This window comes from Pseudomonas mandelii (assembly GCF_024138395.1).
In the GTDB taxonomy this organism is placed as follows: Bacteria; Pseudomonadota; Gammaproteobacteria; order Pseudomonadales; family Pseudomonadaceae; genus Aquipseudomonas; species Aquipseudomonas mandelii_E.
On record NZ_JAMYDU010000029.1, the window covers coordinates 15,650 to 40,685 of the forward strand.

Sequence of the window (25,036 nt, forward strand, 5' to 3'; positions counted from 1 at the left end):
TGCGCCCTTGTTTTGCTCGTCTTGCAGGATGTCCGATGCCTTCGCTGCCTCTTCGCTTGTCTGCACTGTTGCTGGCCTTGGGCCTGAGTGCCTGCGATGACGCCCCGCGTTTCACCCAGGCCGAACCCGGTGAAGCCCGCTCCGGCGGCAATGCGACTGTGCGCAAGACCGATCAGAACTCATTTTCCCTGCCGTCCGCCAACTTGCCGCCGTCACGGCGCGTCGATTTCAGCGTCGGCAACAGTTTCTTTCGCAACCCTTGGGTGATTGCGCCGTCGACCACCACCGCCCGCGATGGCCTTGGCCCGTTGTTCAATACCAACGCCTGCCAGAATTGCCACATCAAGGACGGGCGCGGTCACCCGCCCATGCCCGATGCGCAGAACGCAGTGTCGATGCTGGTGCGTCTGTCGATTCCCGATGCGCCGGCCTACGCCAAGGTCATCGAACAACTGGGCGTGGTGCCAGAGCCAGTCTACGGCGGCCAGTTCCAGGACATGTCGGTGCCCGGCGTCGTTCCGGAAGGCAAGGTGCGCGTCGATTACACGCCAGTCCCGGTGCGTTTCAAGGACGGCAGCGAAATCGAGTTGCGTAAGCCGACCTTGCAAATCACCCAACTCGGCTACGGCCCGATGCACCCCGACACGCGTTTCTCGGCGCGCATCGCACCGCCGATGATTGGCCTGGGCTTGCTTGAAGCGATCCCCGACGAGGCCATCCTGGCCAACGCCGAGGCCCAGGCACGGGAGAAAAACGGCATCGCCGGACGGCCGAACCGGGTCTGGGACGACGAACAGCAGAAAACCGTCCTCGGGCGATTTGGCTGGAAGGCCGGGCAACCGAACCTCAATCAACAAAACGTTCACGCGTTTTCTGGTGATATGGGCCTCACGACCAGCCTGAAACCCACCGATGACTGCACCGACGCGCAAACCGCTTGCAAGCAGGCGCCCAATGGCAATGGCCCGGATGGCGAACCGGAAGTCAGCGACAACATTCTGCGCCTGGTGCTGTTCTATAGCCGTAACCTCGCGGTACCGGCCCGTCGTGATGTCGGCGCGCCGCAAGTGCTGGCCGGCAAGAATCTGTTTTTCCAGGCGGGATGCCAGGCCTGTCATACCCCTCAATACACCACCGCCGCCAACGCCGCGGAACCTGAATTGGCCAATCAAGTGATTCGCCCTTACAGCGATCTGCTGCTGCATGACATGGGCGACGGCCTGGCCGACAACCGCACCGAGTTTCAGGCCAGCGGCCGCGACTGGCGCACCCCACCGTTGTGGGGCATCGGCCTGACGCAAACGGTTAATGGCCACACCCAGTTTTTGCATGACGGCCGCGCCCGTAACCTGCTCGAAGCCGTGCTCTGGCATGGCGGTGAGGCAAAGGCGGCGCAGCAACAGGTTTTGTCTTTCAATGCCGAGCAGCGCGCGGCGTTGCTGGCGTTTTTGAATTCCCTTTAATACGTTTTCCTTCAGCGGGAGCCCGACATGTTCCGTCCCAAATTGTTGTTCACCAGCCTTGCCGCCCTCGCCCTGGGCGCCTGTTCGCCTCAGGATCCGCAAGCGGTCACGTCGGCGGCCATCGCCAAGCAAGTGATCCTGCCGACCTACAGCCGCTGGGTCGAAGCCGACCGTCAACTGGCGGTCAGCGCCCTGGCGTTCTGCCAGGGAAAGGAAACCCTGGACACCGCCCGCGCCGACTTCCTGCACGCGCAGAAAGCCTGGGCCGAGTTGCAACCACTGCTGATCGGGCCATTAGCCGAGGGCAACCGTTCGTGGCAGGTGCAGTTCTGGCCGGACAAGAAGAACCTCGTCGGCCGTCAGGTCGAGCAACTGGTGATCGCGCAACCGCAGATCGATGCCGCCGCCCTGACCAAGTCCAGCGTTGTGGTGCAAGGCCTCTCGGCCTATGAATACATCCTGTTCGACAGCAAAATCGACATGGCCGACAGCGCGCAGAAAGCCAAATACTGCCCACTGCTGACCGCCATTGGCGAACGCCAGAAGCAACTGGCCGAAGAGATCCTGTCGGGCTGGAACACCAACGACGGCATGCTCGCGCAGATGAGCAAATTCCCCAACCAGCGCTACGCCGATTCCCACGAAGCGATCGCCGATCTGTTGCGCGTGCAAGTGACGGCGCTGGACTCTTTGAAGAAAAAACTCGGCACGCCGATGGGCCGTCAGAGCAAGGGCACGCCACAGCCATTCCAGGCTGATGCCTGGCGCAGCCAATCGTCGCTGCAAGGCCTGCAAGCGAGCCTGAGCGCGGCGCAAACCGTTTGGGTCGGTGTCGACAACAAAGGCCTGCGTGGTCTGTTGCCGAGCGAGCAGAAACCCTTGGCCGACAAGATCGACGCAGCCTACGCAGCGTCCCTGAAACTGTTCGCCAGCAACCAGCGCTCGCTGACCGACATGCTCACCGACGATGCCGGGCGCCAGCAGCTCAACGCGATCTACGACAGCCTCAACGTTGTCCATCGCCTGCACGAAGGCGAACTGGCCAAGGCGCTGGGCATCCAACTGGGCTTCAACGCCAACGACGGTGACTGATGAGGGCAAGTGCCATGCTGCGACGCCAGGCTCTGACGTTAGGGAGTTTGCTGCTGGGTGCGGTGACACTGGGCGGCTGGACGCTGTTCAAGCAAAAAGACAAAAGCCCGCTGCTGCTCTCGGCGCGCGACGACGGTGACGGCAAGCACTACGCCGTCGGTTATCGGCTGGATGGCACCCGGGTGTTTGCCACCCAGGTCGGCCAGCGTTGCCACGACATCATCAACCACCCGACGCTGCCGATAGCGCTGTTCGTCGCCCGCCGTCCGGGCACCGAGAGTTACCTGATCGATCTGCGTGACGGCACGCTGCTGCAAACCGTGGTCTCGCAGCCGAACCGGCACTTCTACGGCCACGCGGTGATTCACCAGAGCGGCGACTGGTTGTACGCCACCGAGAACGACACCTCCGATCCAGGCCGTGGCCTGCTTGGTGTGTACAAGTTCGAAGGTGAGCGGCTGGTGCACAGCGACGAGCTTTCCACCCACGGTGTCGGCCCGCATCAGGTGTCGTGGATGCCCGATGGCGAGACGCTGATTGTGGCCAATGGCGGCATTCGCACCGAGGCCGAAAGCCGGGTCGAGATGAACCTCAATGCGATGGAGCCGAGCCTGGTGTTGATGCAGCGCGATGGCACTTTGTTGAGCAAGGAAACCCTGGCCCAGCAGATGAACAGCGTGCGGCACTTGGGCGTCGCCAGCGATGGCACCATCGTTGCCGGTCAGCAGTTCATGGGCGCTGCCCACGAGTCATCGGAGCTGCTGGCGATCAAGCGTCCCGGTCAACCGTTCGTGGCGTTCCCGGTGCCCGAGCATCAGTTGCAGGCCATGGGGCATTACACCGCCAGCGTCGCCGTGCACAGCGAACTGCGTCTGGTCGCCCTCACCGCGCCGCGGGGCAACCGCTTTTTTATCTGGGACCTGGACAGCGGTGAAGTACGCCTGGATGCGCCACTTCCCGATTGCGCCGGCGTCGGCGCCGTGGCCGATGGTTTTGTCGTGACCTCCGGCCAAGGACGATGCCGGTACTACGATTGCCGCCAGACAACCCTTGTCGCAAAACCTCTGGAGTTGCCTGCGGGGCTCTGGGACAACCATCTTCACTTGATCTAAACACAGTCCTTTGTAGCAGCTGGCGCAGCCTGCGTTCGGCGGCGAAGCCGTCGTAAATCCATGCAACGCGGTTTGTCTGATACACCGCGTCGTCGGATCTCACGACGGCTTCGCCGCCGAACGCAGCCTTCGGCAGCTGCTACAGTTGGAATCCCCCTCACAGTGGGAGTAATGTTCCCGCCTGTCTCACCTGATTTTCTCCAAGGAAATGGAAATATGCTGCGCCGCCGCATGCTGATCATGTTGGGTGTTGTTCTGCTAATCGTGCTGGTCCTGGCCGGTTACAAAGCCTTCTCCATCTACACGATGGTGCAAGGCTTCTCCGCGCCGAAACCGCCGATAAGCGTCGCCGTGGCCACCGCCACCGAACGTCCGTGGCAAAGCCGTTTGCCAACGGTCGGCACCCTCACGGCGCTGCAAGGGGTCGACCTGAGTCTGGAGACCGACGGCACCGTCAAGGAAGTCCAGTTCGAGTCCGGGCAGAAGGTCAAGGCCGGTCAGCCGATCGTGCAGCTCGACACCGCCGTTGAAACGGCCCTGCTGGCCACCGCTCAAGCCGACCTGGGACTGGCGCAACTGGACTACGGTCGCGGCAGTCAATTGGTGGGCAGCCAGGCTATTTCCAAAGGCGAGTTCGACCGACTCTCGGCGGTGTTGCAAAAGAGCCGGGCCACGGTCAATCAGCTCAAGGCGGCACTGGAAAGAAAGCGCATCCTCGCCCCGTTCAGCGGGACCATCGGCATTCGTCAGGTAGACGTCGGCGACTACGTGGCCAGCGGCACGATGATCGCCACCCTGCAAGACCTCAGCAGCCTCTACGTCGACTTCTTTGTGCCCGAACAATCGGTGCCGAAAATCGCCCTCGGCCAGCCGGTGCAGATCATCGTCTCGGCCTACCCGACACAGAGCTTCCCCGGGACCATCAGTGCGATCAACCCGAAGGTCGAGAGCAGCACCCGCAACGTGCTGGTGCGCGCAACCCTGGCCAACCCCGATGGCAAACTGCTGCCGGGGATGTTCGCCAGCCTGCAGGTGATGTTGCCTGATCCGCAGCCACACATCGTGGTGCCGGAAAGCGCGATCACCTACACCCTTTATGGCAACTCGCTGTACGTCGTGGCGCAGAAAAAGGCCGAAGACGGCAGCCTGGAAAAAGACGACAAGGGCGAGCCGATTCTGATTGCCGAACGACGCTTCGTCGAAACCGGCGAGCGCCGCGACGGGATGGTCATGATCACCAAAGGCGTGCAGAACGGCGAAAAAGTGGTCACGGGTGGCCAGATCAAACTGGACCACGGCGCACACATTGCCATCAGTGACGACAAGACCCTAGCCGAGAAGAGCAGTCAGCCGCGCGCTGACTGATCAAGGAATCCCCATGGCTTTTACCGACCCGTTCATCCGCCGCCCGGTGCTCGCCACCGTGGTCAGCCTGTTGATTGTGCTGCTGGGCTTCCAGGCCTGGAGCAAGTTGCCGCTGCGCCAATACCCACAAATGGAAAACGCCCTGATCACGGTGACCACCGCTTACCCCGGGGCCAACGCCGAAACCATCCAGGGTTACATCACCCAACCGATGCAACAGAGCCTGGCCAGCGCCGAAGGCATCGACTACATGACGTCGGTCAGTCGCCAGAACTTCTCGGTGATCTCGATCTACGCGCGCATCGGCGCGAACAGCGACCGCTTGTTCACCGAGCTGCTGGCCAAGGCCAACGAGGTCAAGAACCAGCTGCCCCAAGACGCCGAAGACCCGGTGCTGAGCAAGGAAGCCGCCGATGCCTCGGCGTTGATGTACATCAGCTTCTTCAGCGACGAACTGAGCAATCCACAGATCACCGATTACCTGTCACGGGTCATCCAGCCGAAACTGGCGACCCTGCCGGGCATGGCCGAAGCCGAGATTCTTGGCAACCAGGTGTTCGCCATGCGCCTGTGGCTGGACCCGGTGAAACTCGCCGGTTTCGGCCTGAGCGCCAGCGACGTGACCAATGCCGTGCGCCAGTACAACTTCCTCTCCGCCGCCGGCGAAGTGAAAGGCGAGTATGTAGTCACCAGCATTAACGCCAACACTGAACTCAAATCCGCCGAGGCCTTTGGCGCGATCCCGCTCAAGGTCGAGGGCGACAGTCGCGTGCTGCTACGGGATGTGGCGCGGGTCGAAATGGGTGCGGAGAACTACAACACCATCAGCTCTTTCGGCGGCACCCCCTCGGTGTACATCGGCATCAAGGCCACGCCCGGCGCCAACCCGCTGGACGTGATCAGGGAAGTGCGCAAGATCATGCCGGAGCTGGAAGCCCAGCTGCCGCCGAACCTGAAAGGTGAAATCGCCTACGACGCCACGCTATTTATTCAGGCCTCCATCGACGAAGTGGTGAAAACCCTGTTCGAAGCGGTGCTGATCGTGATCGTGGTGGTGTTCCTGTTCCTCGGCGCCCTGCGCTCGGTGGTGATCCCGGTGGTCACCATTCCGCTGTCGATGATCGGTGTGATGTTCTTCATGCAGATGATGGGCTACTCGATCAACCTGCTGACCTTGCTGGCGATGGTATTGGCCATCGGGCTGGTGGTGGACGACGCCATCGTGGTGGTGGAAAACATTCATCGGCACATCGAAGAAGGCAAGACGCCGCTGGACGCGGCCATCGAGGGAGCCAGGGAAATCGCCATGCCGGTGGTGTCGATGACGATCACCCTGGCGGCGGTCTATGCGCCGATCGGCTTCCTGACCGGCCTGACAGGGGCGCTGTTCAAGGAGTTCGCCCTGACCCTGGCCGGGGCGGTGGTGATCTCCGGCGTCGTCGCCCTGACGCTGTCGCCGATGATGTGCGCCCTGCTGTTGCGCCACGATGAAAACCCCAGCGGCCTGGCCCATCGCCTGGACGTGATCTTCGAAGGCCTCAAGCGCCGTTACCAGAGTGTGCTTCACGGCACCCTCAACACTCGGCCGGTGGTGCTGGTGTTCGCGTTGATCGTGCTGTGCCTGATTCCGGTGCTGCTCAAGTTCACCAAGTCGGAACTGGCGCCGGACGAAGACCAGGGCATTATCTTCATGATGGCCAATGCCCCGCAACCGGCCAACCTCGACTACCTGAACACCTACACCGACGAGTTCATCACGATTTTCAAGGAGTTCCCCGAGTACTACTCCTCGTTCCAGATCAATGGATTCAATGGCGTGCAATCAGGGATCGGCGGCTTCCTGCTCAAACCCTGGAACGAACGCGACCGGACGCAGATGGAGATCCTGCCCGTGGTCCAGGCAAAACTGGAGCGCATCCCCGGGTTGCAGATCTTCGGTTTCAACCTGCCTTCCTTGCCGGGCACCGGTGAAGGCTTGCCGTTTCAATTCGTGATCAACTCGGCCAACACCTACGAATCGTTGTTGGAAGTGATGGACCGGGTGAAAAAAAGAGCGATGGAATCCGGCAAGTTCGCCTTCGTCGACGTCGACCTGGCCTTCGACAAACCCGAAGTCGTGGTGGATATTGATCGCGCCAAGGCTGCACAGATGGGTGTGTCGATGCAGGACCTGGGCGGCACCCTCGCAACGTTGCTGGGTGAAGCGGAGATCAACCGGTTCACCGTCGAAGGCCGCAGCTACAAAGTCATTGCGCAGGTGGAACGGTCCTTCCGGGATAACCCCGAGTGGCTGAACCACTATTACGTCAAGAACACCAAGGGCGAATTGCTGCCGCTGTCGACCCTGATCACCGTGACCGACCGGGCTCGACCGCGCCAGTTGAACCAGTTCCAGCAACTCAATTCGGCGATCCTTTCCGGGGTCCCGCTGGTCAGCATGGGTGAAGCCATCGACACGGTGCGGCAGATTTCTCGGGAAGAAGCGCCGGCGGGTTATGCCGTCGATTACGCCGGCGCGTCGCGGCAATACGTTCAGGAAGGCAGCGCGCTGTGGGTCACCTTCGCCCTGGCATTGGCGATCATCTTCCTGGTGCTGGCAGCCCAGTTCGAAAGCTTCCGCGATCCCTTGGTGATTCTGGTAACCGTGCCGCTGTCGATCTGTGGCGCGTTGATCCCGTTGTTCCTTGGCTGGTCGAGCATGAACATCTATACCCAAGTGGGATTGGTGACGTTGATCGGGCTGATCAGCAAGCACGGGATCCTGATCGTCGAGTTCGCCAACCAGCTACGCAAGCAGAAGGGGCTGTCGCCTCGCGAAGCGGTGGAGGAAGCGGCGGCCATTCGCCTGCGTCCGGTATTGATGACCACGGCGGCGATGGTGTTCGGCATGGTGCCGTTGATCATCGCCACAGGCGCGGGTGCGGTCAGCCGGTTCGATATCGGCACGGTGATCGCGACGGGAATGTCGATCGGGACGCTGTTCACCTTGTTCGTATTGCCGTGTATCTACACGTTGCTGGCCAAGCCTGATAAGACATAAAAAGAGCTCTGTAGGAGCGAGGCTTGCCCGCGAAGGCGGAGTGTCAGTGGACATCATTGGTGACTGGCACACCGCCTTCGCGGGCAAGCCTCGCTCCTACAAGTAGGCGCACACAAAAAGGCCTCGCATCTGCGAGGCCTTTTATTTGGGCTTCAATCTGTTCAACTTTGTGGCCTCAGTCCTTGAGAAAGTCCGAACATGAACAGCAACAAGTCATGATCGGGTTCAGTGGCCACGGGTGCTTTGGCAACCCGGGGCAACGGACAATGTGCATCACCGTGCACGGAGCTGAGGACTTGCGTACGGGGCTGCTCCCACGCTGCCACCGCCAATGAAGCAACTGCCAAGGCTCCGGCTAAAAACAAACCTCGTGCAATTTCGAGTTTCATTGTTATAAGCCTTTGATAGCGCTGCCAAACGCCGTCTCATAAAAATAGACGAGTTTTTTCCAGTCTGTATCGCTGAACGACGAGTGGCGGCGCAATTGCTTCAGGTCATGGACCGCTGCGCGACGGGCGGTCAAACGCTGCCGACATTTCTCCAGATCGATCAATGCCAGCTCGACCCTGGCGGACTCGCCTTCACCGGTGACCCGCACGAATACGTGCTTGATGTAGAGGCAGCTGTGCTGCCAACGGCCCTTGTGCATGCGGGCCAGGTTGTCGGCCAGCTCCTTCAATACGCGATCATGTACCGCCTCACCGTAACGCTCCCGGCCGCCACCCGCGTACCAGTGTTTGATTTCCTCAAAGCCATCCAGGGATTTGGTAACCAGCAATGCCCGCCATTCATTATTCTCGGGATCGCGCTGTGCCCCGCAGAAAACGATTTCCGGAACACCAACGTCGAGCAGGCGCAAACCGATAAGCGCATCACGCTCGCGCAACACCGTCGGCCGACCGAACGGGTGTAATACGCTGCGATAGGTATGCCCGATTTGACGCTTGGTGTAGAGCAGCTGTCCATCACTGCCCATAACGCGCTGCACGCCACTTTCCCCACCGCGACGGACGTTGGGTTCTTCTACCCATTCACCGCGCAGGTTCCAGAAGTCGTCGAAGCGGTCCCGAGAAGTCACTTCCGTTGGTGCTGCACATTGCACTGCCATCTTGTTACCTCTTGCGTAATACGTATACCCGCCACATGGCATACAACGGTAAAAAATCCAAGTCTGCCTGGATCCGAAAACCCGCCTGCTCGAATTCCTTTTCAACCGTGGCAGCCGGTAACACAAATCGATTCTGGTAACCCTCCTGCCCACGCGTCTGCTCAAGGCGTTTGCGTTTCCAGGCCTTGAAATTGCCGTCTACCCACAACGAAACAATCACGCTGTCACGAGTGACGCGTGCGAATTCGCGCAGAATGGCCAGGCGATGCTCGGCTTCACCGATGTGATGGAGCAAGCGCATGCAGAAAATGCTGTCGACAGCGTTATCGGGCAAGGCAATGTCGAATGCAGAAGTGTGCAAGGGTTGTACCCGTTTTACCACGTCGGCGGGTTGCGCCTGCATGGCGATCTTCAACATGGACTCCGAGTTGTCGGCGCCGATGATGACACGGTTGTTTTTTTCCGCCAGCAATGGCCAGAAACGCCCCGCGCCACATGGCAGATCGAGAACCAGCCCCGGCTCACCGACCAGAGTCAGAGCCTTGCGTGCCAGTTGCTCGTCACGCCAATGGGACAGTTTGCGACTGAGGCCACTCTGGTGCTTGAGCAGATACTCTCGTGCGTGTTGATCGTCGTATTTTTCGGAAAAATCGAGTTTGATCGGGCCAGCCATCACGGCAATCTCCTGAACTTCTGATAGCTACCACCTTAGGGCGCGCCGTGTCAGCGTCAGGTCATGCGTAAGTGAAAAATTTGTCATGTAAACCCGGAATTATTTCAGGGTTTTACCAGGGCCGAATTCAGGATCAAAAGATCGGCCAGTTCACCGCTATTCCTGATTCAACTCCACCTGAAAACGGCAACCATTGGGCTCCATGTTGGTCAGGCTGACACTCCAGCCCTGGTTCTCGCAGATCCGCTGCACCAGCGACAGCCCCAGCCCCAGGCCCTCGCCGCGTTTCTCGTTGCCGCGCACGAAAGGCTCGAACATCGCCTCGCGTTTTTCCTCGGGAATGCCCACGCCGCTGTCCTCGACCACGAACCCTGTATCCGTCAGGGCGAGGCGGATGTAGCCATGTTCGGTGTAATGCAGCGCATTGCGCAACAGGTTGCCCATCACCGCATGCAACAGGGTCGCGTTATAGCGGGTTTCCGGCGGATTGCCCGGCTCAAAACTCAGCGTCAAGCCCTTGGCTTCGATCGGCTCGCGCCATTGGCAAAGCAACCCGTCGGCTACCTGGCTCAGGGTCTGCTGGGGTGCCATGCTGGCGTCTTCATGTTGAGCGCGAGCCAGCATGAGGAAGGTTTGCACCAGCTCGCGCATCTCGGCACACGCACGGGCAATTCGCTCGACCTGAGCACGGCCGCGCTGATCGATGCCGGGGTTTTCCAGCAACAGCTCACAGGAACTGGCCAATACCATCAACGGCGTGCGCAACTCGTGGCTGACGTCACTGGTGAACAATCGCTCACGGGTCAACGCCTGACGCAAGCGCCCCAGGGTAGCGTCGAAGGCCACGGCCAGTTCACCCACTTCATCGGCGGCATAGTCCGGCGCCAATGGCGGCGCCAGGCCCAGCAACTGATCGCGATGACGCACCTGACGGGCCAGGCGCACCACCGGTGCCATAACCTTGCGCGCCAGCACCCAGCCCAGAAATACTGCCAATGCCAGGCTCAGGACAAAACCCACCAGCACCACGGCAAACAGCACCCGCTCACGCTCTTCGAAATCGCTCTGGTCCTGCATCAGCACGTAACGCCGACCGTCGACGATTTCGACCATCGCGTGATACGACAGCTGCTCGCGAAAGACTTCATGAAAGCCTGAGTCCAGGTGCCGCAAATCCTTGGGCAATTCGAAGTCGCCCGGCCCACCGCTGAAATAGAACAGCTGGTCCGGCTCGGGGCGGTGGCTCCAGTCCGACACGCTGTCCATCAGCAACAGGCGTTGCAAATCGCCGCCCAGACCTGCAGAAATCAGTTTTTCTTCCACCAGGTGCACGGTCGCCACAATGCCCATGGCGAAGGCTCCCGCCACCAATGCGCTCATCAACGCAAAGGCGATGATGATCCGTTGGGCAAGGCTCTGCTTAAACTCCATCACGGCCCTCGGCCAAGCGATAACCGACGCCATGCACTGTGTGCAGCAAGGGCTTGTCGAACGGTTTGTCGATCACCTGACGCAGTTGATGGACGTGGCTGCGCAGGCTGTCACTGTCCGGACAGTCATCGCCCCACAGGGCCTCTTCGAGAACTTCGCGGCGTAACACATGGGGGCTTTTCTGCATCAACACGGCCAGCAACTTCAGGCCCACCGGGTTGAGTTTCAGCAGGCGACCTTCGCGCGTTACTTCCAGCGTATCGAGGTCGTAGCTCAGATCACCGACTTGCAAGGCACGGCGACCGCCCCCTTGGGCACGGCGCATGACCGCCTCGATCCGCGCGGCCAGTTCGGACAGAGCAAAGGGTTTGATCAGATAGTCGTCAGCACCGGATTTGAAGCCTTGCAAACGGTCATCCAGTTGATCGCGCGCGGTGAGCATGATCACTGGCGTGTCGCGGCGGGCGTCTTCGCGCAGGCGTTTGCACAGGGTGTAGCCGTCGATGCCAGGCAGCATGATGTCGAGCACGATCAAGTCGTAATGCTCGGTGGCCGCTAGGTGCAGGCCCGACAAACCGTCCTGCGCGCAATCCACGGTGTAACCCTTAAGCCCCAGATAATCGGCCAGATTGGCCAGGATATCGCGGTTGTCTTCAACCAATAGAATTCGCATCGGCACCTCCTCCGTACACAGTAACGGCTGTCTTGGCGCGCAGCTTAAGGCCAAGTGTGGCTCAGGGATAGAGTGGCGTGCAGGGGTTCAATCCGACAAAAAAGCCTGGGACAGCGTTAACAACTTTTTCACCATCGATTCACAGGCTGACGACAGCGGCGTGTCCAGACTCCCCGCGGTTGCGCTTTCCAGAACATTTGCACTCACCAAGGAATTGCCATGGCTTCGACCGCTGTCCGCCCCGCTTCCAGGCCACTGAATGCCTGGCTATGCCTGGGAGTGCCCGCCATTGCGGCGATCACCCTGCTGTTGCTCGAACTGACCTCCCTGGACCTGGACCTTGCCAAGCGGTTCTATGACCCGATGGCAGGCGAGTTCATCGGACGGCACAGTTACTTCCTGGAAAACATCCTGCATGACCGGGCCAAGCAAGTGGTCATCGCCTTTTCGGTGTTCGCCATCCTGGGCTTCATCGGTTCCTTTTTCCTGGAAAGGCTCAAACCATTCAAACGTGAACTGGGTTGCCTGGTGTTGTCCCTGGCGTTGGCGACATCGTTCGTTACCCCGGTCAAAGCCATGACGGCGGTGCAGTGTCCATGGAGCCTGGAGCAATTCGGCGGGCACGAAACCTACAGCGAACTGCTCAGCCCTCGCCCGCACACCGACAAGCCGGGCCGTTGCTGGCCGGGTGGTCATGCGGCGACTGGCTTCACGTTGTTTGCGCTGTTCTTCGTATTGCGCGATCGTCGCCCGCGCCTGGCACGCAAGGCGTTTGTCTTCGCCTTCGCGTTGGGCTCGGTGTTTTCCATCAGCCGGATGATGCAGGGCGCGCACTTCTTCTCACACAACGTGTGGACGGCGATTTTCTGCTGGCTGATTTGTCTGGGGGCGTATTACTACATTCTTTATCGACCGGCCTCCAAGGCTGAGCGAGTAGCCAACATGGAGCCTGTCAGCGTCTGAGCTGACGCCTTCGCGGGCAAGCCTCGCTCCTACAGATTCAGCTGATCTCTTGTAGGAGCGAGGCTTGCCCGCGAAGGCGCCCTCACGAACAACACACTTTTGTAACGGGCAAATAAAAAACCCCGCCTGCTTAACGCAGGCGGGGTTTTTATGTACGGGGTAACGCTGGCTTACATCATGCCGCCCATGCCACCCATACCGCCCATGTCTGGCATGCCGCCGCCAGCTGGGCCGTCTTCCTTGATCTCGGCGATCATGGCTTCGGTGGTGATCATCAGGCTGGCAATCGACGAAGCCGCTTGCAGAGCCGAACGAGTCACTTTAGCCGGGTCCAGGATACCCATTTCGATCATGTCGCCGTATTCGCCGGTCGCAGCGTTGTAACCGTAGTTACCCGAACCCTGCTTGACCTTGTCGACTACTACGCTTGGCTCGTCGCCGGAGTTGGCGACGATCTGGCGCAGTGGCGCTTCAACAGCGCGACGCAGCAACTGGATGCCAACGTTCTGGTCATCGTTGTCGCCTTTCAGCTCGGAGATAGCCTGCAGAGCGCGAACCAGTGCCACGCCGCCGCCAGGTACCACGCCTTCTTCAACGGCTGCACGGGTAGCGTGCAGGGCGTCTTCAACGCGGGCTTTCTTCTCTTTCATTTCAACTTCGGAACCAGCGCCAACCTTGATCACTGCTACGCCGCCGGACAGTTTGGCCAGACGCTCTTGCAGTTTTTCACGGTCGTAGTCGGACGAAGTATCAGCCACTTGCTGACGGATCTGCAGAACGCGAGCCTGGATGTCAGCCTCAACGCCGGCACCGTCGATCACGGTGGTGTTTTCTTTGGACAGGATCACGCGCTTGGCATTACCCAGGTGTTCCAGGGTGGTGCTTTCCAGGCTCAGACCGATCTCTTCGGAGATAACGGTACCGCCAGTCAGAACAGCGATGTCCTGCAGCATGGCCTTGCGACGGTCGCCGAAGCCTGGAGCCTTGACGGCTGCGACTTTAACGATGCCACGCATATTGTTCACAACCAGAGTCGCCAGGGCTTCGCCTTCAACGTCTTCGGCCACGATCAGCAGTGGACGGCCGGCTTTGGCAACGGCTTCCAGTACTGGCAGCATTTCGCGGATGTTGGAGATCTTTTTGTCGACCAGCAGGATCAGCGGACCGTCGAGTTCGGCGGTCATGGTCTCTGGCTTGTTGACGAAGTACGGGGACAGGTAGCCACGGTCGAACTGCATGCCTTCAACAACCGACAGTTCGTTTTCCAGGCCCGAGCCTTCTTCAACGGTGATCACGCCTTCTTTACCGACTTTTTCCATGGCTTCGGCAATGATGTCGCCGATGGAGCTGTCGGAGTTGGCCGAGATGGTGCCGACCTGAGCGATGGCCTTGGTGTCAGCGCAAGGCTTGGACAGGGCTTTCAACTCTTTGACGATCGCGATGGTGGCTTTGTCGATACCGCGCTTGAGGTCCATCGGGTTCATGCCGGCAGCGACGGCTTTCAGGCCTTCGTTGACGATCGATTGAGCCAGAACGGTAGCGGTGGTGGTGCCGTCGCCTGCGTCATCGTTGGCACGGGAGGCAACGTCTTTGACCAGCTGCGCGCCCATGTTTTCGAAGCGATCTTTCAGCTCGATTTCTTTGGCAACGGAAACGCCATCCTTGGTGATGGTCGGAGCGCCAAAGCTCTTCTCGATGATCACGTTACGGCCTTTAGGGCCCAGGGTCGCTTTTACTGCGTCAGCCAGGACGTTGACACCGGCGAGCATTTTCTTGCGGGCGGAATCGCCGAATTTAACTTCTTTAGCAGCCATGATCGATATTCCTTAAATACTTTGTAGTAGCGGGAAAATGAGCGGGGAATCAGCCTTCGATAACGGCGAGAATTTCGCTCTCGCCAATTACCAGCAGGTCTTCGCCGTCGACTTTCACAGTGTTGCTGCCGGAGTAAGGGCCGAACACAACCTTGTCACCCACTTTCACGGCCAGCGCACGCACTTCACCGCTGTCCAGTGCTTTGCCTGGGCCTACAGCGAGGACTTCACCCTGGTTTGGCTTTTCAGCAGCCGAACCTGGCAGGACGATACCGCCAGCGGTTTTCTTTTCTTCTTCGCTGCGACGGACGACGACGCGGTCATGCAGAGGACGAAGCTTCATTGTCGATCTCTCCTAATTGTGGTTTTCATCGGCCGGTGTAATCCCGGCGGGTTTAACAAATCCGGCGGAGCCGGGTGCGGTTCGTCGAGCGAACCGCGGAAGTCTGTCTGGCGCAATTGCCAGAAACCTTGCGGTGACCGTTACATAAGGGCGTACAAGCTTATTTCAAGGGCGGGGAGCGAAAAATTTTTACCTCAATGCCCTGAAAACGAACACGGCACCCGAAGGTGCCGTGTTGATGGAAGTGTTACTTGGAGTCGCGGTGTTCGAACTCGCCTTCGATCACATTGGGCTCACGGCCCAGTGGCTGCTGCGGAGCGGGACCGCCCCGTGGCTGAAGGTCATCGGCGAACGCACGCTGACGCATCGCTTGTTCCTCGGCGCGCAGACGCATTTTGTTCGCCAGCAGTCGACGAGAGATCGGCAGCAACATGATCAGGCCCAGCACGTCGGTGACGAAGCCTGGCAGGATCAACAGACCACCCGCCAGGGCCAGCATCAGGCCTTCGAGCATGGTCTGAGCCGGCAGCTCGCCGCGGTTCAGGCTTTCACGGGCGCGCAGCGCAGTAGCCAGACCGGCGATACGCAGCACGAACACGCCGAGCATCGAGCCGAGAATAATCAGCAGCAGGGCCGGGAAAAACCCGATCGCCCCGCTGACCTTGACGAATACGAACAGCTCCAACACCGGAAACAGTACAAAGAGCAACAAAAAAGGGCGCATCAAATGGTTCCTCAACGCAAGAATGCCTTGCCAGTCTTCCCTAGATGACGTCGCCGTTTCGTGAATTCAAGCGTCGGCCACTGCATTTTTCGGCCAATGCTCGGCGTGAGCCAGGAAAACCAAGGCTTCCCGGACTTGTGTCGGCGTATTACAGGGCGTTTGAAACGGTAACCAGTAGAGCCCCTGACCAATGCGCAAGTGCATGCCTTCGGTGTCGACGCCGGCCAATTGCGCCGGAGCCGTTTTCGGCAGCCCCGCCAGTTCGACGTAGTGGGCAATGGCTTTGGCGTGATCGGCATTCATGTGCTCGACCATGCTCACTTCGGCCTTGCCGGCGAACGGGTTGGCGAGGGTCAACTGATCGATCCAGTGGATCGCACCGAAACCGCCGATGTAGCGGTGACGTACCTCGTTGAGCACCCAGAAATCGAAATCATGGGCCTTGTGATAGTTCTGCGAATCGGGGAAATAGCGGTAGTAACGCTCGGCGGCCGCCTCGATGGCAGCAGGGTCTTGAAGCTTTTGGGCCTCAGCGAGGTAAGTCAGACGACCAACGGCTTGTACGTCTTCGGCTTCACGCTCACCTACCAATAGCGAACATTTTGGATCTTTCTGCAGATTGTGGGTGTGCTGAGCGATGCGGCTGATAAGGATCAGCGGCCGGCCCTGTTCGTCCAGACAGTACGGAACCACGGAGCCAAACGGGAAACCGGGCATCGCCTTGGAGTGCGTCGAGAGCACTCCACGGTATTCCTTGAGAAGTAATTCTCGGGCATGCTTAGCCACTACAATGCTCAATTTATGACTCCTTATATAGGATCCGTCAAAAAAACGGACAGGCGCCTGGGTAAAAGTTCCAGTACGCCATAGGGGCAGTTCTCATGTGCAGCCAAGCCATATCAGGCTCAGATCGAGAGGCCCTCGAGGAAGGAAACCACTCCGATCTGCCAAGGGGCTTATGCGAATGCAACTCACTGACAAAGTAATCATTATCACCGGCAGTTGCCAGGGTTTAGGCCGTTCCATGGCCGAGTATCTTGCAGGCAAAGGCGCGAAGCTGGCGCTGGTGGACCTGAATCAGGAAAAACTCGACGCCGCCGTCGCTGCTTGCAAGGCCAAGGGTGTCGAAGCTCGCGCCTACCTGTGCAACGTCGCAGATGAAGAGCAAGTAACCCACATGGTCACCCAGGTGGCCGACGATTTCGGCGCGATCCATGGCCTGATCAACAATGCCGGTATTCTGCGAGACGGCCTGCTGCTGAAGGTCAAGGACGGCGAAATGACCAAGATGACCCTGGCCCAATGGCAGGCGGTAATCGACGTCAATCTGACCGGTGTGTTCCTGTGTACCCGTGAAGTCGCGGCAAAAATGGTCGAGCTGAAAAACAGCGGCGCGATCATCAATATCTCGTCGATTTCCCGCGCCGGCAACATTGGCCAGACCAACTACTCCGCCGCCAAGGCCGGTGTCGCTGCGGCGACCGTGACCTGGGCCAAGGAACTGGCACGTTACGGTATTCGCGTGGCGGGCATTGCGCCGGGTTTCATCGAGACCGAGATGACCCTGAGCATGAAGCCGGAAGCGCTGGAGAAAATGACCTCCGGGATTCCGCTCAAGCGCATGGGTAAACCTGAAGAGATCGCCCAGTCGGCAGCCTACATTTTTGAGAACGACTACTACACCGGTCGGATTCTGGAATTGGATGGCGGGTTGCGGATTTAAGGCCTAAAAAACCTGTGGGAGCGAGCTTGCTCGCGATAGCGGTAGTTCAGTCAACTCATCTGTTGAATGTTAATCCGTCATCGCGAGCAAGCTCGCTCCCACAGGTATCAGCGTTGTCTGATCGATATCAATCGTCGCTGACGGTGATGTTCGGCATCGCCGGCGTTACCGCTTCCTGCAACACAATCCGCGCGCCGACATGGCGGGCCAGTTCCTGGTAAACCATCGCAATCTGGCTGTCCGGCTCGGCGATCACCGTTGGCTTGCCGCCATCGGCCTGTTCGCGAATCAGCATCGACAGTGGCAATGAAGCCAACAGTTCGACACCGTACTGGTTGGCCAGCTTCACGCCACCGCCCTCACCGAACAGATGCTCGGCATGCCCGCAGTTGGAGCAGATGTGAACGGCCATGTTTTCCACCACGCCCAGCACCGGGATGTTGACCTTGCGGAACATCTCCACGCCCTTGCGTGCGTCCAGCAATGCCAGATCTTGCGGAGTGGTCACGATCACCGCGCCGGCTACCGGGACTTTCTGTGCGAGGGTCAACTGGATATCGCCGGTGCCTGGCGGCATGTCGATGACCAGATAATCCAGGTCGCCCCAGGCCGTTTGCGTGACCAGTTGCAACAGGGCGCCGGACACCATCGGCCCGCGCCAGACCATCGGCGTGTTGTCGTCGGTCAGGAAGGCCATGGACATCACTTCGACGCCATGGGATTCAATCGGAATGAACCACTTCTGATCCTTGACCTTTGGTCGGGTGCCTTCAGGGATGCCGAACATGATGCCTTGGCTCGGACCGTAGATATCCGCGTCGAGAATCCCGACTTTGGCGCCTTCACGGGCCAGCGCGAGGGCCAGGTTGGCAGCGGTGGTGGATTTGCCCACGCCACCCTTGCCGGACGCTACGGCCACGACGTTCTTGACGTTGGCCAGCCCCGGAATCTGTGCCTGGGCCTTGTGCGCGGCGATCACGCTGGTGATCTCGACGCGCGCGGTGACGACGCCGTCCAGGCCTTCGACGGCCAGTTGCAGCAACTGCGCCCAGCCGCTCTTGAACAGACCGGCGGCGTAACCCAGTTCCAGCTGGACGCTGACGCGATCACCCTGAATATCGATGCTGCGCACGCACCCGGCGCTGACAGGGTCCTGGTTCAGGTAAGGGTCGGTGTATTGGCGAAGGACGGCTTCCACCGCTGCGCGATTGACGGCGCTCATGGGCAACTCCGATAGCAAGACTGGAAAATCAGGCGGGTATCGTACCTGTTCTCCGGCCTGGACGGCATGCTTTCAAGATGTGACAAATATCCTATGAGCCTACGCACCTGTAGCAGCTGGCGAAGCCTGCGTTCGGCTGCGCAGCAGTCGCCAATCCGGATAACTCGTACTATCTGAAACACCGCGGTGTCTGGTTTTACGACTGCTGCGCAGCCGAACGCAGGCTTCGCCAGCTGCTACAAAGGTCCGTGGAGGCTGGCCTTGGGGGTGAAAAATATGCGCCGGCGCTTTATAGTGGCCGACCTCCGTTTCATCAAGTAGCCGAGCCCCATGTCCGAGCCACGCAAGATCCTCGTCACCAGTGCCCTGCCCTATGCCAATGGTTCGATCCACCTCGGCCATATGCTGGAATACATCCAGACCGATATGTGGGTGCGCTTCCAGAAGCATCGCGGTAACCAATGCATTTATGTCTGCGCCGACGACGCCCACGGTTCGGCCATCATGCTGCGCGCGGAAAAGGAAGGCATCACCCCGGAACAACTGATCGCCAATGTCCAGGCTGAACACAGCGCCGACTTTGCCGAGTTCCTGGTGGACTTCGACAACTTCCACTCCACTCACTCAGAAGAAAACCGTGAGCTGTCGAGCCAGATCTACCTGAAGCTGCGCGACGCCGGGCACATCGCCACGCGCTCGATCACTCAGTACTTCGACCCGGAAAAGAAAATGTTCCTGGCCGACCGCTTCATCAAGGGCAGCTGCCCGAAGTGCGGCACCGAAGACCAGTACGGCGACAACTGCGAAAAATGCGGCGCGACCTACGCGCCGACCGACCTGAAAGATCCGAAGTCGGCCATCTCCGGCGCCACCCCGGTGCTCAAGGATTCCCAGCACTTCTTCTTCAAGCTGCCGGACTTCCAGGAAATGCTGCAAGCCTGGACCCGCAGCGGCACCTTGCAAGAGGCCGTGGCCAACAAGATCGCCGAATGGCTGGATGCTGGCCTGCAACAATGGGATATCTCCCGCGACGCGCCGTACTTCGGCTTCGAGATTCCCGACGAGCCGGGCAAGTATTTCTACGTGTGGCTGGATGCGCCAATCGGCTACATGGCCAGCTTCAAGAATCTCTGCGCCCGCCGTCCGGACCTGGATTTCGATGCGTTCTGGGGCAAGGATTCCACCGCCGAGCTGTACCATTTCATCGGCAAGGACATCGTCAATTTCCACGCCCTGTTCTGGCCCGCCATGCTTGAAGGCTCCGGTTTCCGCAAACCGACCGGCATCAACGTGCACGGCTACCTGACCGTCAATGGCCAGAAGATGTCCAAGTCCCGCGGCACGTTCGTCAAGGCGCGGACTTACCTGGATCACCTGTCGCCGGAATACCTGCGCTACTACTACGCCGCCAAGCTGAGCCGTGGCGTCGATGACCTGGACCTGAACCTCGAAGACTTCGTACAGAAGGTCAACTCCGACCTGGTCGGCAAAGTCGTCAACATCGCCAGCCGTTGCGCCGGTTTCATCCATAAAGGCAACGCCGGTGTGCTGGTAGCCGGCAACGCCGCGCCGGAACTGACCGATGCCTTCCTGGCCGCGGCACCGAGCATTGCCGAAGCCTATGAAGCTCGCGACTTTGCCCGCGCCATGCGCGAAATCATGGGCCTGGCCGACCGCGCCAACGCCTGGATCGCCGACAAGGCGCCGTGGTCGCTGAACAAACAGGAAGGCAAGCAGGATGAAGTCCAGGCGATTTGCGCCTTGGGCATCAACCTGTTCCGTCAACTGGTGATCTTCCTCAAACCGGTGCTGCCGTTGCTGGCCGCCGATGCCGAGGCATTCCTGAACGTCGCACCGTTGACCTGGAACGACCACGCCACCTTGCTCAGCAACCATCAGCTCAACGAGTTCAAACCGTTGATGACCCGCATCGACCCGGTGAAAGTGCAAGCCATGACCGACGCCTCGAAAGAAGACCTGACCGCCAGCGCAACCGACACCGGCGAAACTGCACCCGCCGGCAACGGTGAACTGGCCAAGGATCCGCTGTCGCCAGAAATCGAGTTCGACGCCTTTGCCGCTGTAGACCTGCGCGTGGCGCTGATCGTCAAGGCCGAAGCCGTGGAAGGTGCCGACAAGCTGTTGCGCCTGACCCTGGACATTGGTGACGAGCAACGCAACGTGTTCTCCGGGATCAAGAGCGCCTACCCGGACCCGTCCAAGCTCAATGGTCGCCTGACCATGATGATCGCCAACCTCAAGCCCCGCAAAATGAAATTCGGGATCTCCGAAGGCATGGTGATGGCGGCAGGCCCTGGCGGTGAAGAAATCTACCTGCTGAGCCCCGACAGCGGCGCCAAGCCGGGTCAACGCATCAAGTAAAGGCCTGCGGTAAGCCAATCCCACAGTCGTGCCCGGCACGACTGTGGGATTTTCATGTCTGGCCCACCCTCCTTCCTTGCCGGATAATGCCTAATCTCTTTCTAGAGAGCCCTTGAGAAAGCCCTGTCCTTGCCGGCACGATCATGACCGAACTGCTTCTTACGCTTATCAGCGCTGCCCTGATCAACAACCTCGTGTTGCACTGGCCGCTGGGCGTCGATCCGGTGCTGGGCAGCGAGCGGCCGCAGATCCACGCGCTGGGCATCGCGACAACGTGTCTGATGCTGATTGTCGGCACACTCGGCTATGCGCTCTACCACTGGCTACTAGTGCCGTTGGGGCTGACGTCGCTGCGTCTGTTCGTGTTCCTGCCGTTGAGCGTTCTGCTGATCGGCCCGCTGCTTAAGTTGCTTTCACGGTTATTGGCGAAACTTTCATTCGATGGCCTCTGGCCCCTGCTGCTGGGGAATGCCGGCGTGCTTGGGCTGACATTGCTTAACGCTCAAGACGACAAGGGAATTTTCCGCGCCATAGCCCTGAGCCTTGGCGCCGGGCTGGGTTTCTGGCTGGTGCTGAGTCTGTTCAGCGACTTGCGCCAGCGCACACTCGATAACGATATCCCCCTGCCCTTTCGCGGCCTGCCGATCGAGTTGATCGGCGCCGGATTGATCGCGGTGGTTTTTCTCGGATTCAGCGGGCTGATCAAAACATGAGTCTGATTCAACGCATCGACGCCCTCTTGCCGCAGACCCAATGCGGCAAGTGTGGCCACCCCGGATGCAAACCCTACGCCGAAGGCATTGCCAGCGGCGAGCCGATCAACAAGTGCCCGCCGGGCGGCAGCGAAACCATCGCAGCCCTGGCCGACCTGCTGAAGGTGCCGGTGCTGGAACTGGACGTCAGTCGCGGTTCGGCACCGGCGCAGATTGCTTACATCCGCGAAGCCGAATGCATCGGCTGCACCAAGTGCATTCAGGCCTGCCCGGTCGACGCCATTGTCGGCGCGGCGAAATTCATGCACACAGTCATCGTCGACGAATGCACCGGTTGCGACCTCTGTGTGGCGCCCTGCCCGGTGGATTGCATCGAGATGCATCCGCTACCGTTGGCCACGGTGCTGCCGATTGTCGGCGGACTGGCGTTCAGCCTGGAGGAACAACAGGCCCGGGCCGCCAAGCGCAATCACGCGCGACGCCGTTTCGAACAGCGCAATGCCCGCTTGCATCGCGAAGAAGAACAGAGGCTCGCCGAACGCCAGGCCCGCGCCCAACGCGCCGTACAGCACAGCGAAGTGACGCTCGACCCGGTTCAGGCTGCCCTCGAGCGCGTTCGCGCACAGAAAGCCGACAATGCCGATGCGGCACTGAAAAAGGCCAAGGTCGATCTGGCGATGAGTCGGGCGCAACTGAACAAGTCGCTCAAGGCCTTCGGGCATCCGCCAACCTTCGAACAACAATCGCAACTGATCGTGCTGCAACAGCAGTTCGAAGCCGCCGAACAGGCGCTGGCGCAACTGGAAAATGATGCACCGCAGGTGTCTGCAGCAGCACCTTCCCCAGCAAAAGATGCCGAGCTGAAACGGGCGAAGATCCAGTTGGCCATGCGCCGCGCCGAACTCAAGAAAGCTCAAACAAGCGAGGCGCCGGCCGCACAGATCGAAGCGTTGCAACATGCGCTCAATGAAGCCGAGCGTCAGGTGGATGCCTATGTCACCCCTTGAATCGGTGGACGAACGCCTTCAGCAAGCCATGAAGCTGGTATTGCTGGCCACCGTGCCGGGAATGCTGATGTTGTTCTGGCTGTATGGCTGGGGCGTATTGATCAATCTGATTCTGGCGGCGGCTACTGCGCTAGCCGTTGAGGCGGCGGTGTTGCAGCTGCGCAAGCAACCGGTAAAACCGACGCTGAGCGATGGCAGTGCGCTGGTCAGTGCGACGCTGTTGGCACTGGCCTTGCCACCTTATTGTCCATGGTGGCTGACGGTCAGCGCTGCGGCGTTCGGACTGTTTTTCGGCAAGCACTTGTATGGCGGCGTCGGCAAGAATCCGTTCAATCCGGCGATGCTCGGTTTCGCGCTGGTTCTGGTGATGTTTCCCCAGCAAATGACCCATTGGCCGGCGTCCCATGGCATGGATTTGTTCGGTGGATTGCAACAGGTGTTCGGCTTCAGCTTCGGTCAGACACCCGATGCGTGGGCCCAGGCCACGGCGCTGGACAGTCTGCGAATCAACAAAAGCCTGACCATGGAAGAACTGTTCGCCGGCAACCCGGCATTCGGCCGTTTTGGCGGCCGAGGCATGGAATGGGTCAACCTGGCGTTTCTGGCGGGCGGTGCGTTTCTGCTGCAGCGGCGGGTATTCAGCTGGCATGCGCCGGTTGGCATGCTCGCCAGCCTGTTCATCATCAGCCTGTTGTGCTGGAACGGCACGGGCTCCGACTCTCATGGCTCGCCATTGTTTCATCTGCTCACCGGCGCGAGCATGCTCGGTGCCTTCTTCATCGTGACAGAACCGGTATCCGGCGCGAAAAGCCCCACTGCCCGATTACTGTTCGGCGCCGGCGTGGGGTTACTGACTTACCTGATCCGGACGTGGGGCGGGTATCCGGACGGCGTGGCTTTTGCGGTTTTGCTGATGAACCTCTGTGTACCGGCGCTGGAACGATTTGCCGCGTCCAGGCAGGAGCAAGTTGCCCCATGAACCGAGCGACAAGCGTTGTGACTCTGGTAGTACTGGCAGGCCTGGGGTTGGGCGCGACTTATCTCGTGCAGCACACCAGCGCGGCGCGCATTGCCGCCGAACAACGCCTGATCGACAGCCGCCAGTTACTGGATCTGCTACCGCCTGACAGCTACGACAACCAGCCACTGGAACACTCTCTCAACCTTGAAAGCACTCGTCTGGCCAACAGCACATTGTTGGGTGGCTACCTGGCGTCCAAGGCTGATCAGCCAAGCGCAGTGTTGCTGCGCAGCCAGACACTGGGCTACACCGGCTCCATTGAGTTGCTGATCGCCATCGACCCCCAAGGCAAGTTAGTGGGGGTCAAAACCCTCAAGCAATCGGAAACCCCGGGGCTGGGTGGCAAGCTTGCCGAATGGCCCAACACCTGGCTGCAGCTGTTTACCGGCAAGTCGCTAACCGACCCCGGTGACAATGGCTGGGCCTTGAAAAAGGACCAAGGGCAATTCGATCAGATCGCGGGCGCGACCATCACTTCAAGAGCGGTGATCAATGCCACCCATGACGCGCTGCGCTACTTCGATGAACACCGGCGACCGCTGATCGGGAGCAGTGCCCATGAATAAGTCATCAACCCTGCAAAACTCACTGATGCTTACGCCGCTGATTGGCGTCACTGATTCATTGGTAACGGCCCTGGGTCTGTGGCTGATGTTCGCCCTGGTGGTTAGCGCTTACGGTGCGAGCATGGGCGTCTTGCGCTCGCGACTGATTCCGGCAACACATTTACTTGCCTGCCTGTTGCTGGCCGCCACGCTGACCAGTTGCGCGGAACTCGCCATGCAAGCCTGGTCGCTCCAATGGCACCAACATCTGGGCTTCTACGCAGGATTGATCGCCCTGCAATGCGTCGTGCTGGAACACAACGGTTACTTCCACAGCACATGGCGTGATCGACTGCGCCTGTGTGGCCTGTTCGGCGCCTTGATGATGGGCCTGGGCCTGCTGCGCGAGCTTATCGGCAACGGGACACTGGGTAGCCATCTGCCCTGGATGGCCGGTGCCACGCAACCGGACTGGCAAGGCTGGACGCTGATCGCCGACGGTGGCCTGCATCTGGCCACTCTGGCCCCTGGCGGGTTTATTCTGTTGGGATTGCTGATCGCCGCACATCAGGCCTGGACCCGCCGCCCGGCGGCCTCACATTGACCGCTTTCGAGGAAACGC

At 59.9% G+C, this 25,036-nt stretch carries 23 protein-coding genes; 13 read left to right on the forward strand and 10 right to left on the reverse strand.

The features are described 5' to 3' along the window. The first annotated feature begins 35 nt into the window (after positions 1-35). The 5 genes from NHU87_RS25455 to NHU87_RS25475 all read left to right on the forward strand — a co-directional run bounded on the left by NHU87_RS25455 (position 36) and on the right by NHU87_RS25475 (position 8,072). The gene (locus NHU87_RS25455; RefSeq protein WP_253553474.1) at positions 36-1,463 is read left to right on the forward strand and encodes a di-heme oxidoreductase family protein; all 1,428 of its coding nucleotides are present in this window, start codon (positions 36-38) and stop codon (positions 1,461-1,463) included. Positions 1,464-1,490: 27 nt separating this feature from the next. Beyond that, on the forward strand, positions 1,491-2,555 hold the full coding sequence (locus NHU87_RS25460) for an imelysin family protein (RefSeq protein WP_253553477.1): 1,065 nt from the start codon (positions 1,491-1,493) through the stop codon (positions 2,553-2,555). A gap of 14 nt (positions 2,556-2,569) precedes the next feature. Beyond that, complete coding sequence (locus NHU87_RS25465) at positions 2,570-3,667, forward strand: DUF1513 domain-containing protein (protein WP_253553481.1); 1,098 nt, start codon at positions 2,570-2,572, stop codon at positions 3,665-3,667. Positions 3,668-3,883: 216 nt separating this feature from the next. Continuing rightward, the gene (locus tag NHU87_RS25470; protein ID WP_253553484.1) at positions 3,884-5,032 is read left to right on the forward strand and encodes an efflux RND transporter periplasmic adaptor subunit; all 1,149 of its coding nucleotides are present in this window, start codon (positions 3,884-3,886) and stop codon (positions 5,030-5,032) included. Between the two features lie 13 nt (positions 5,033-5,045). Further along, positions 5,046-8,072: a multidrug efflux RND transporter permease subunit gene (locus NHU87_RS25475; RefSeq protein ID WP_253553486.1), complete on the forward strand. Its 3,027-nt coding sequence runs from the start codon at positions 5,046-5,048 to the stop codon at positions 8,070-8,072. 161 nt (positions 8,073-8,233) lie between these two features. Here the strand turns inward: NHU87_RS25475 and NHU87_RS25480 are convergent, their stop codons facing one another. From NHU87_RS25480 to colR, 5 genes are all read right to left on the reverse strand, one after another. After that, positions 8,234-8,461: a hypothetical protein gene (locus NHU87_RS25480; protein ID WP_253553488.1), complete on the reverse strand. Its 228-nt coding sequence runs from the start codon at positions 8,459-8,461 to the stop codon at positions 8,234-8,236. Between the two features lie 2 nt (positions 8,462-8,463). Continuing rightward, entirely contained in the window at positions 8,464-9,180 is a 717-nt protein-coding gene (locus NHU87_RS25485) for a lipopolysaccharide kinase InaA family protein (RefSeq protein WP_253553490.1), read from the reverse strand. Between the two features lie 4 nt (positions 9,181-9,184). Then, a complete protein-coding gene (locus NHU87_RS25490) occupies positions 9,185-9,853 on the reverse strand; it encodes a class I SAM-dependent methyltransferase (RefSeq protein WP_253553493.1) in 669 nt (222 codons plus the stop codon). Between the two features lie 156 nt (positions 9,854-10,009). After that, positions 10,010-11,284 (reverse strand): sensor histidine kinase, encoded by a 1,275-nt coding sequence (locus NHU87_RS25495; protein ID WP_253553496.1) that lies wholly within the window; start codon positions 11,282-11,284, stop codon positions 10,010-10,012. Then, a complete protein-coding gene (gene colR / locus NHU87_RS25500) occupies positions 11,274-11,957 on the reverse strand; it encodes a two-component system response regulator ColR (protein WP_008069526.1) in 684 nt (227 codons plus the stop codon). Before colR ends, NHU87_RS25495 begins: the two co-directional genes overlap by 11 nt. A gap of 219 nt (positions 11,958-12,176) precedes the next feature. Here colR and NHU87_RS25505 point away from each other — a divergent pair, with 219 nt between their 5' ends. Beyond that, the gene (locus tag NHU87_RS25505; protein ID WP_253553499.1) at positions 12,177-12,920 is read left to right on the forward strand and encodes a phosphatase PAP2 family protein; all 744 of its coding nucleotides are present in this window, start codon (positions 12,177-12,179) and stop codon (positions 12,918-12,920) included. A 170-nt stretch (positions 12,921-13,090) separates the two neighbouring features. Here the strand turns inward: NHU87_RS25505 and groL are convergent, their stop codons facing one another. From groL to NHU87_RS25525, 4 genes are all read right to left on the reverse strand, one after another. Then, positions 13,091-14,734 carry a chaperonin GroEL gene (groL, locus tag NHU87_RS25510; protein WP_008155543.1) on the reverse strand — a complete coding sequence of 548 codons (1,644 nt, stop codon included), beginning with the start codon at positions 14,732-14,734 and terminating at the stop codon, positions 13,091-13,093. Positions 14,735-14,783: 49 nt separating this feature from the next. Further along, a complete protein-coding gene (locus NHU87_RS25515) occupies positions 14,784-15,077 on the reverse strand; it encodes a co-chaperone GroES (protein ID WP_030128183.1) in 294 nt (97 codons plus the stop codon). Between the two features lie 247 nt (positions 15,078-15,324). Continuing rightward, positions 15,325-15,801 carry an FxsA family protein gene (locus tag NHU87_RS25520; protein WP_038981886.1) on the reverse strand — a complete coding sequence of 159 codons (477 nt, stop codon included), beginning with the start codon at positions 15,799-15,801 and terminating at the stop codon, positions 15,325-15,327. A 66-nt stretch (positions 15,802-15,867) separates the two neighbouring features. Continuing rightward, positions 15,868-16,599 carry a HugZ family protein gene (locus tag NHU87_RS25525; RefSeq protein WP_253553502.1) on the reverse strand — a complete coding sequence of 244 codons (732 nt, stop codon included), beginning with the start codon at positions 16,597-16,599 and terminating at the stop codon, positions 15,868-15,870. Between the two features lie 166 nt (positions 16,600-16,765). On the opposite strand from NHU87_RS25525, the gene NHU87_RS25530 reads away from it, so the two are divergent. After that, positions 16,766-17,524 (forward strand): SDR family oxidoreductase, encoded by a 759-nt coding sequence (locus NHU87_RS25530; protein ID WP_253553505.1) that lies wholly within the window; start codon positions 16,766-16,768, stop codon positions 17,522-17,524. A gap of 127 nt (positions 17,525-17,651) precedes the next feature. Here NHU87_RS25530 and apbC read toward each other — a convergent pair whose 3' ends face one another. Beyond that, complete coding sequence (gene apbC / locus NHU87_RS25535) at positions 17,652-18,746, reverse strand: iron-sulfur cluster carrier protein ApbC (RefSeq protein ID WP_253553507.1); 1,095 nt, start codon at positions 18,744-18,746, stop codon at positions 17,652-17,654. A gap of 330 nt (positions 18,747-19,076) precedes the next feature. Here apbC and metG point away from each other — a divergent pair, with 330 nt between their 5' ends. The 6 genes from metG (at position 19,077) to NHU87_RS25565 (ending at position 25,018) form a co-directional block, all read left to right on the forward strand. Then, on the forward strand, positions 19,077-21,128 hold the full coding sequence (metG, locus tag NHU87_RS25540) for a methionine--tRNA ligase (protein ID WP_253553509.1): 2,052 nt from the start codon (positions 19,077-19,079) through the stop codon (positions 21,126-21,128). A 143-nt stretch (positions 21,129-21,271) separates the two neighbouring features. Then, complete coding sequence (locus NHU87_RS25545) at positions 21,272-21,841, forward strand: Rnf-Nqr domain containing protein (RefSeq protein WP_253553511.1); 570 nt, start codon at positions 21,272-21,274, stop codon at positions 21,839-21,841. Continuing rightward, complete coding sequence (gene rsxB, locus NHU87_RS25550; protein ID WP_253553513.1) at positions 21,838-22,848, forward strand: electron transport complex subunit RsxB; 1,011 nt, start codon at positions 21,838-21,840, stop codon at positions 22,846-22,848. Before NHU87_RS25545 ends, rsxB begins: the two co-directional genes overlap by 4 nt. Further along, a complete protein-coding gene (locus NHU87_RS25555) occupies positions 22,835-23,827 on the forward strand; it encodes an RnfABCDGE type electron transport complex subunit D (RefSeq protein WP_253553515.1) in 993 nt (330 codons plus the stop codon). The genes rsxB and NHU87_RS25555 overlap by 14 nt, the downstream gene beginning before the upstream one ends. Further along, on the forward strand, positions 23,824-24,435 hold the full coding sequence (locus NHU87_RS25560) for an RnfABCDGE type electron transport complex subunit G (protein ID WP_253553518.1): 612 nt from the start codon (positions 23,824-23,826) through the stop codon (positions 24,433-24,435). Before NHU87_RS25555 ends, NHU87_RS25560 begins: the two co-directional genes overlap by 4 nt. Next, positions 24,428-25,018 carry an Rnf-Nqr domain containing protein gene (locus NHU87_RS25565; RefSeq protein WP_253553521.1) on the forward strand — a complete coding sequence of 197 codons (591 nt, stop codon included), beginning with the start codon at positions 24,428-24,430 and terminating at the stop codon, positions 25,016-25,018. Before NHU87_RS25560 ends, NHU87_RS25565 begins: the two co-directional genes overlap by 8 nt. The last annotated feature ends 18 nt before the right edge of the window (positions 25,019-25,036 follow it).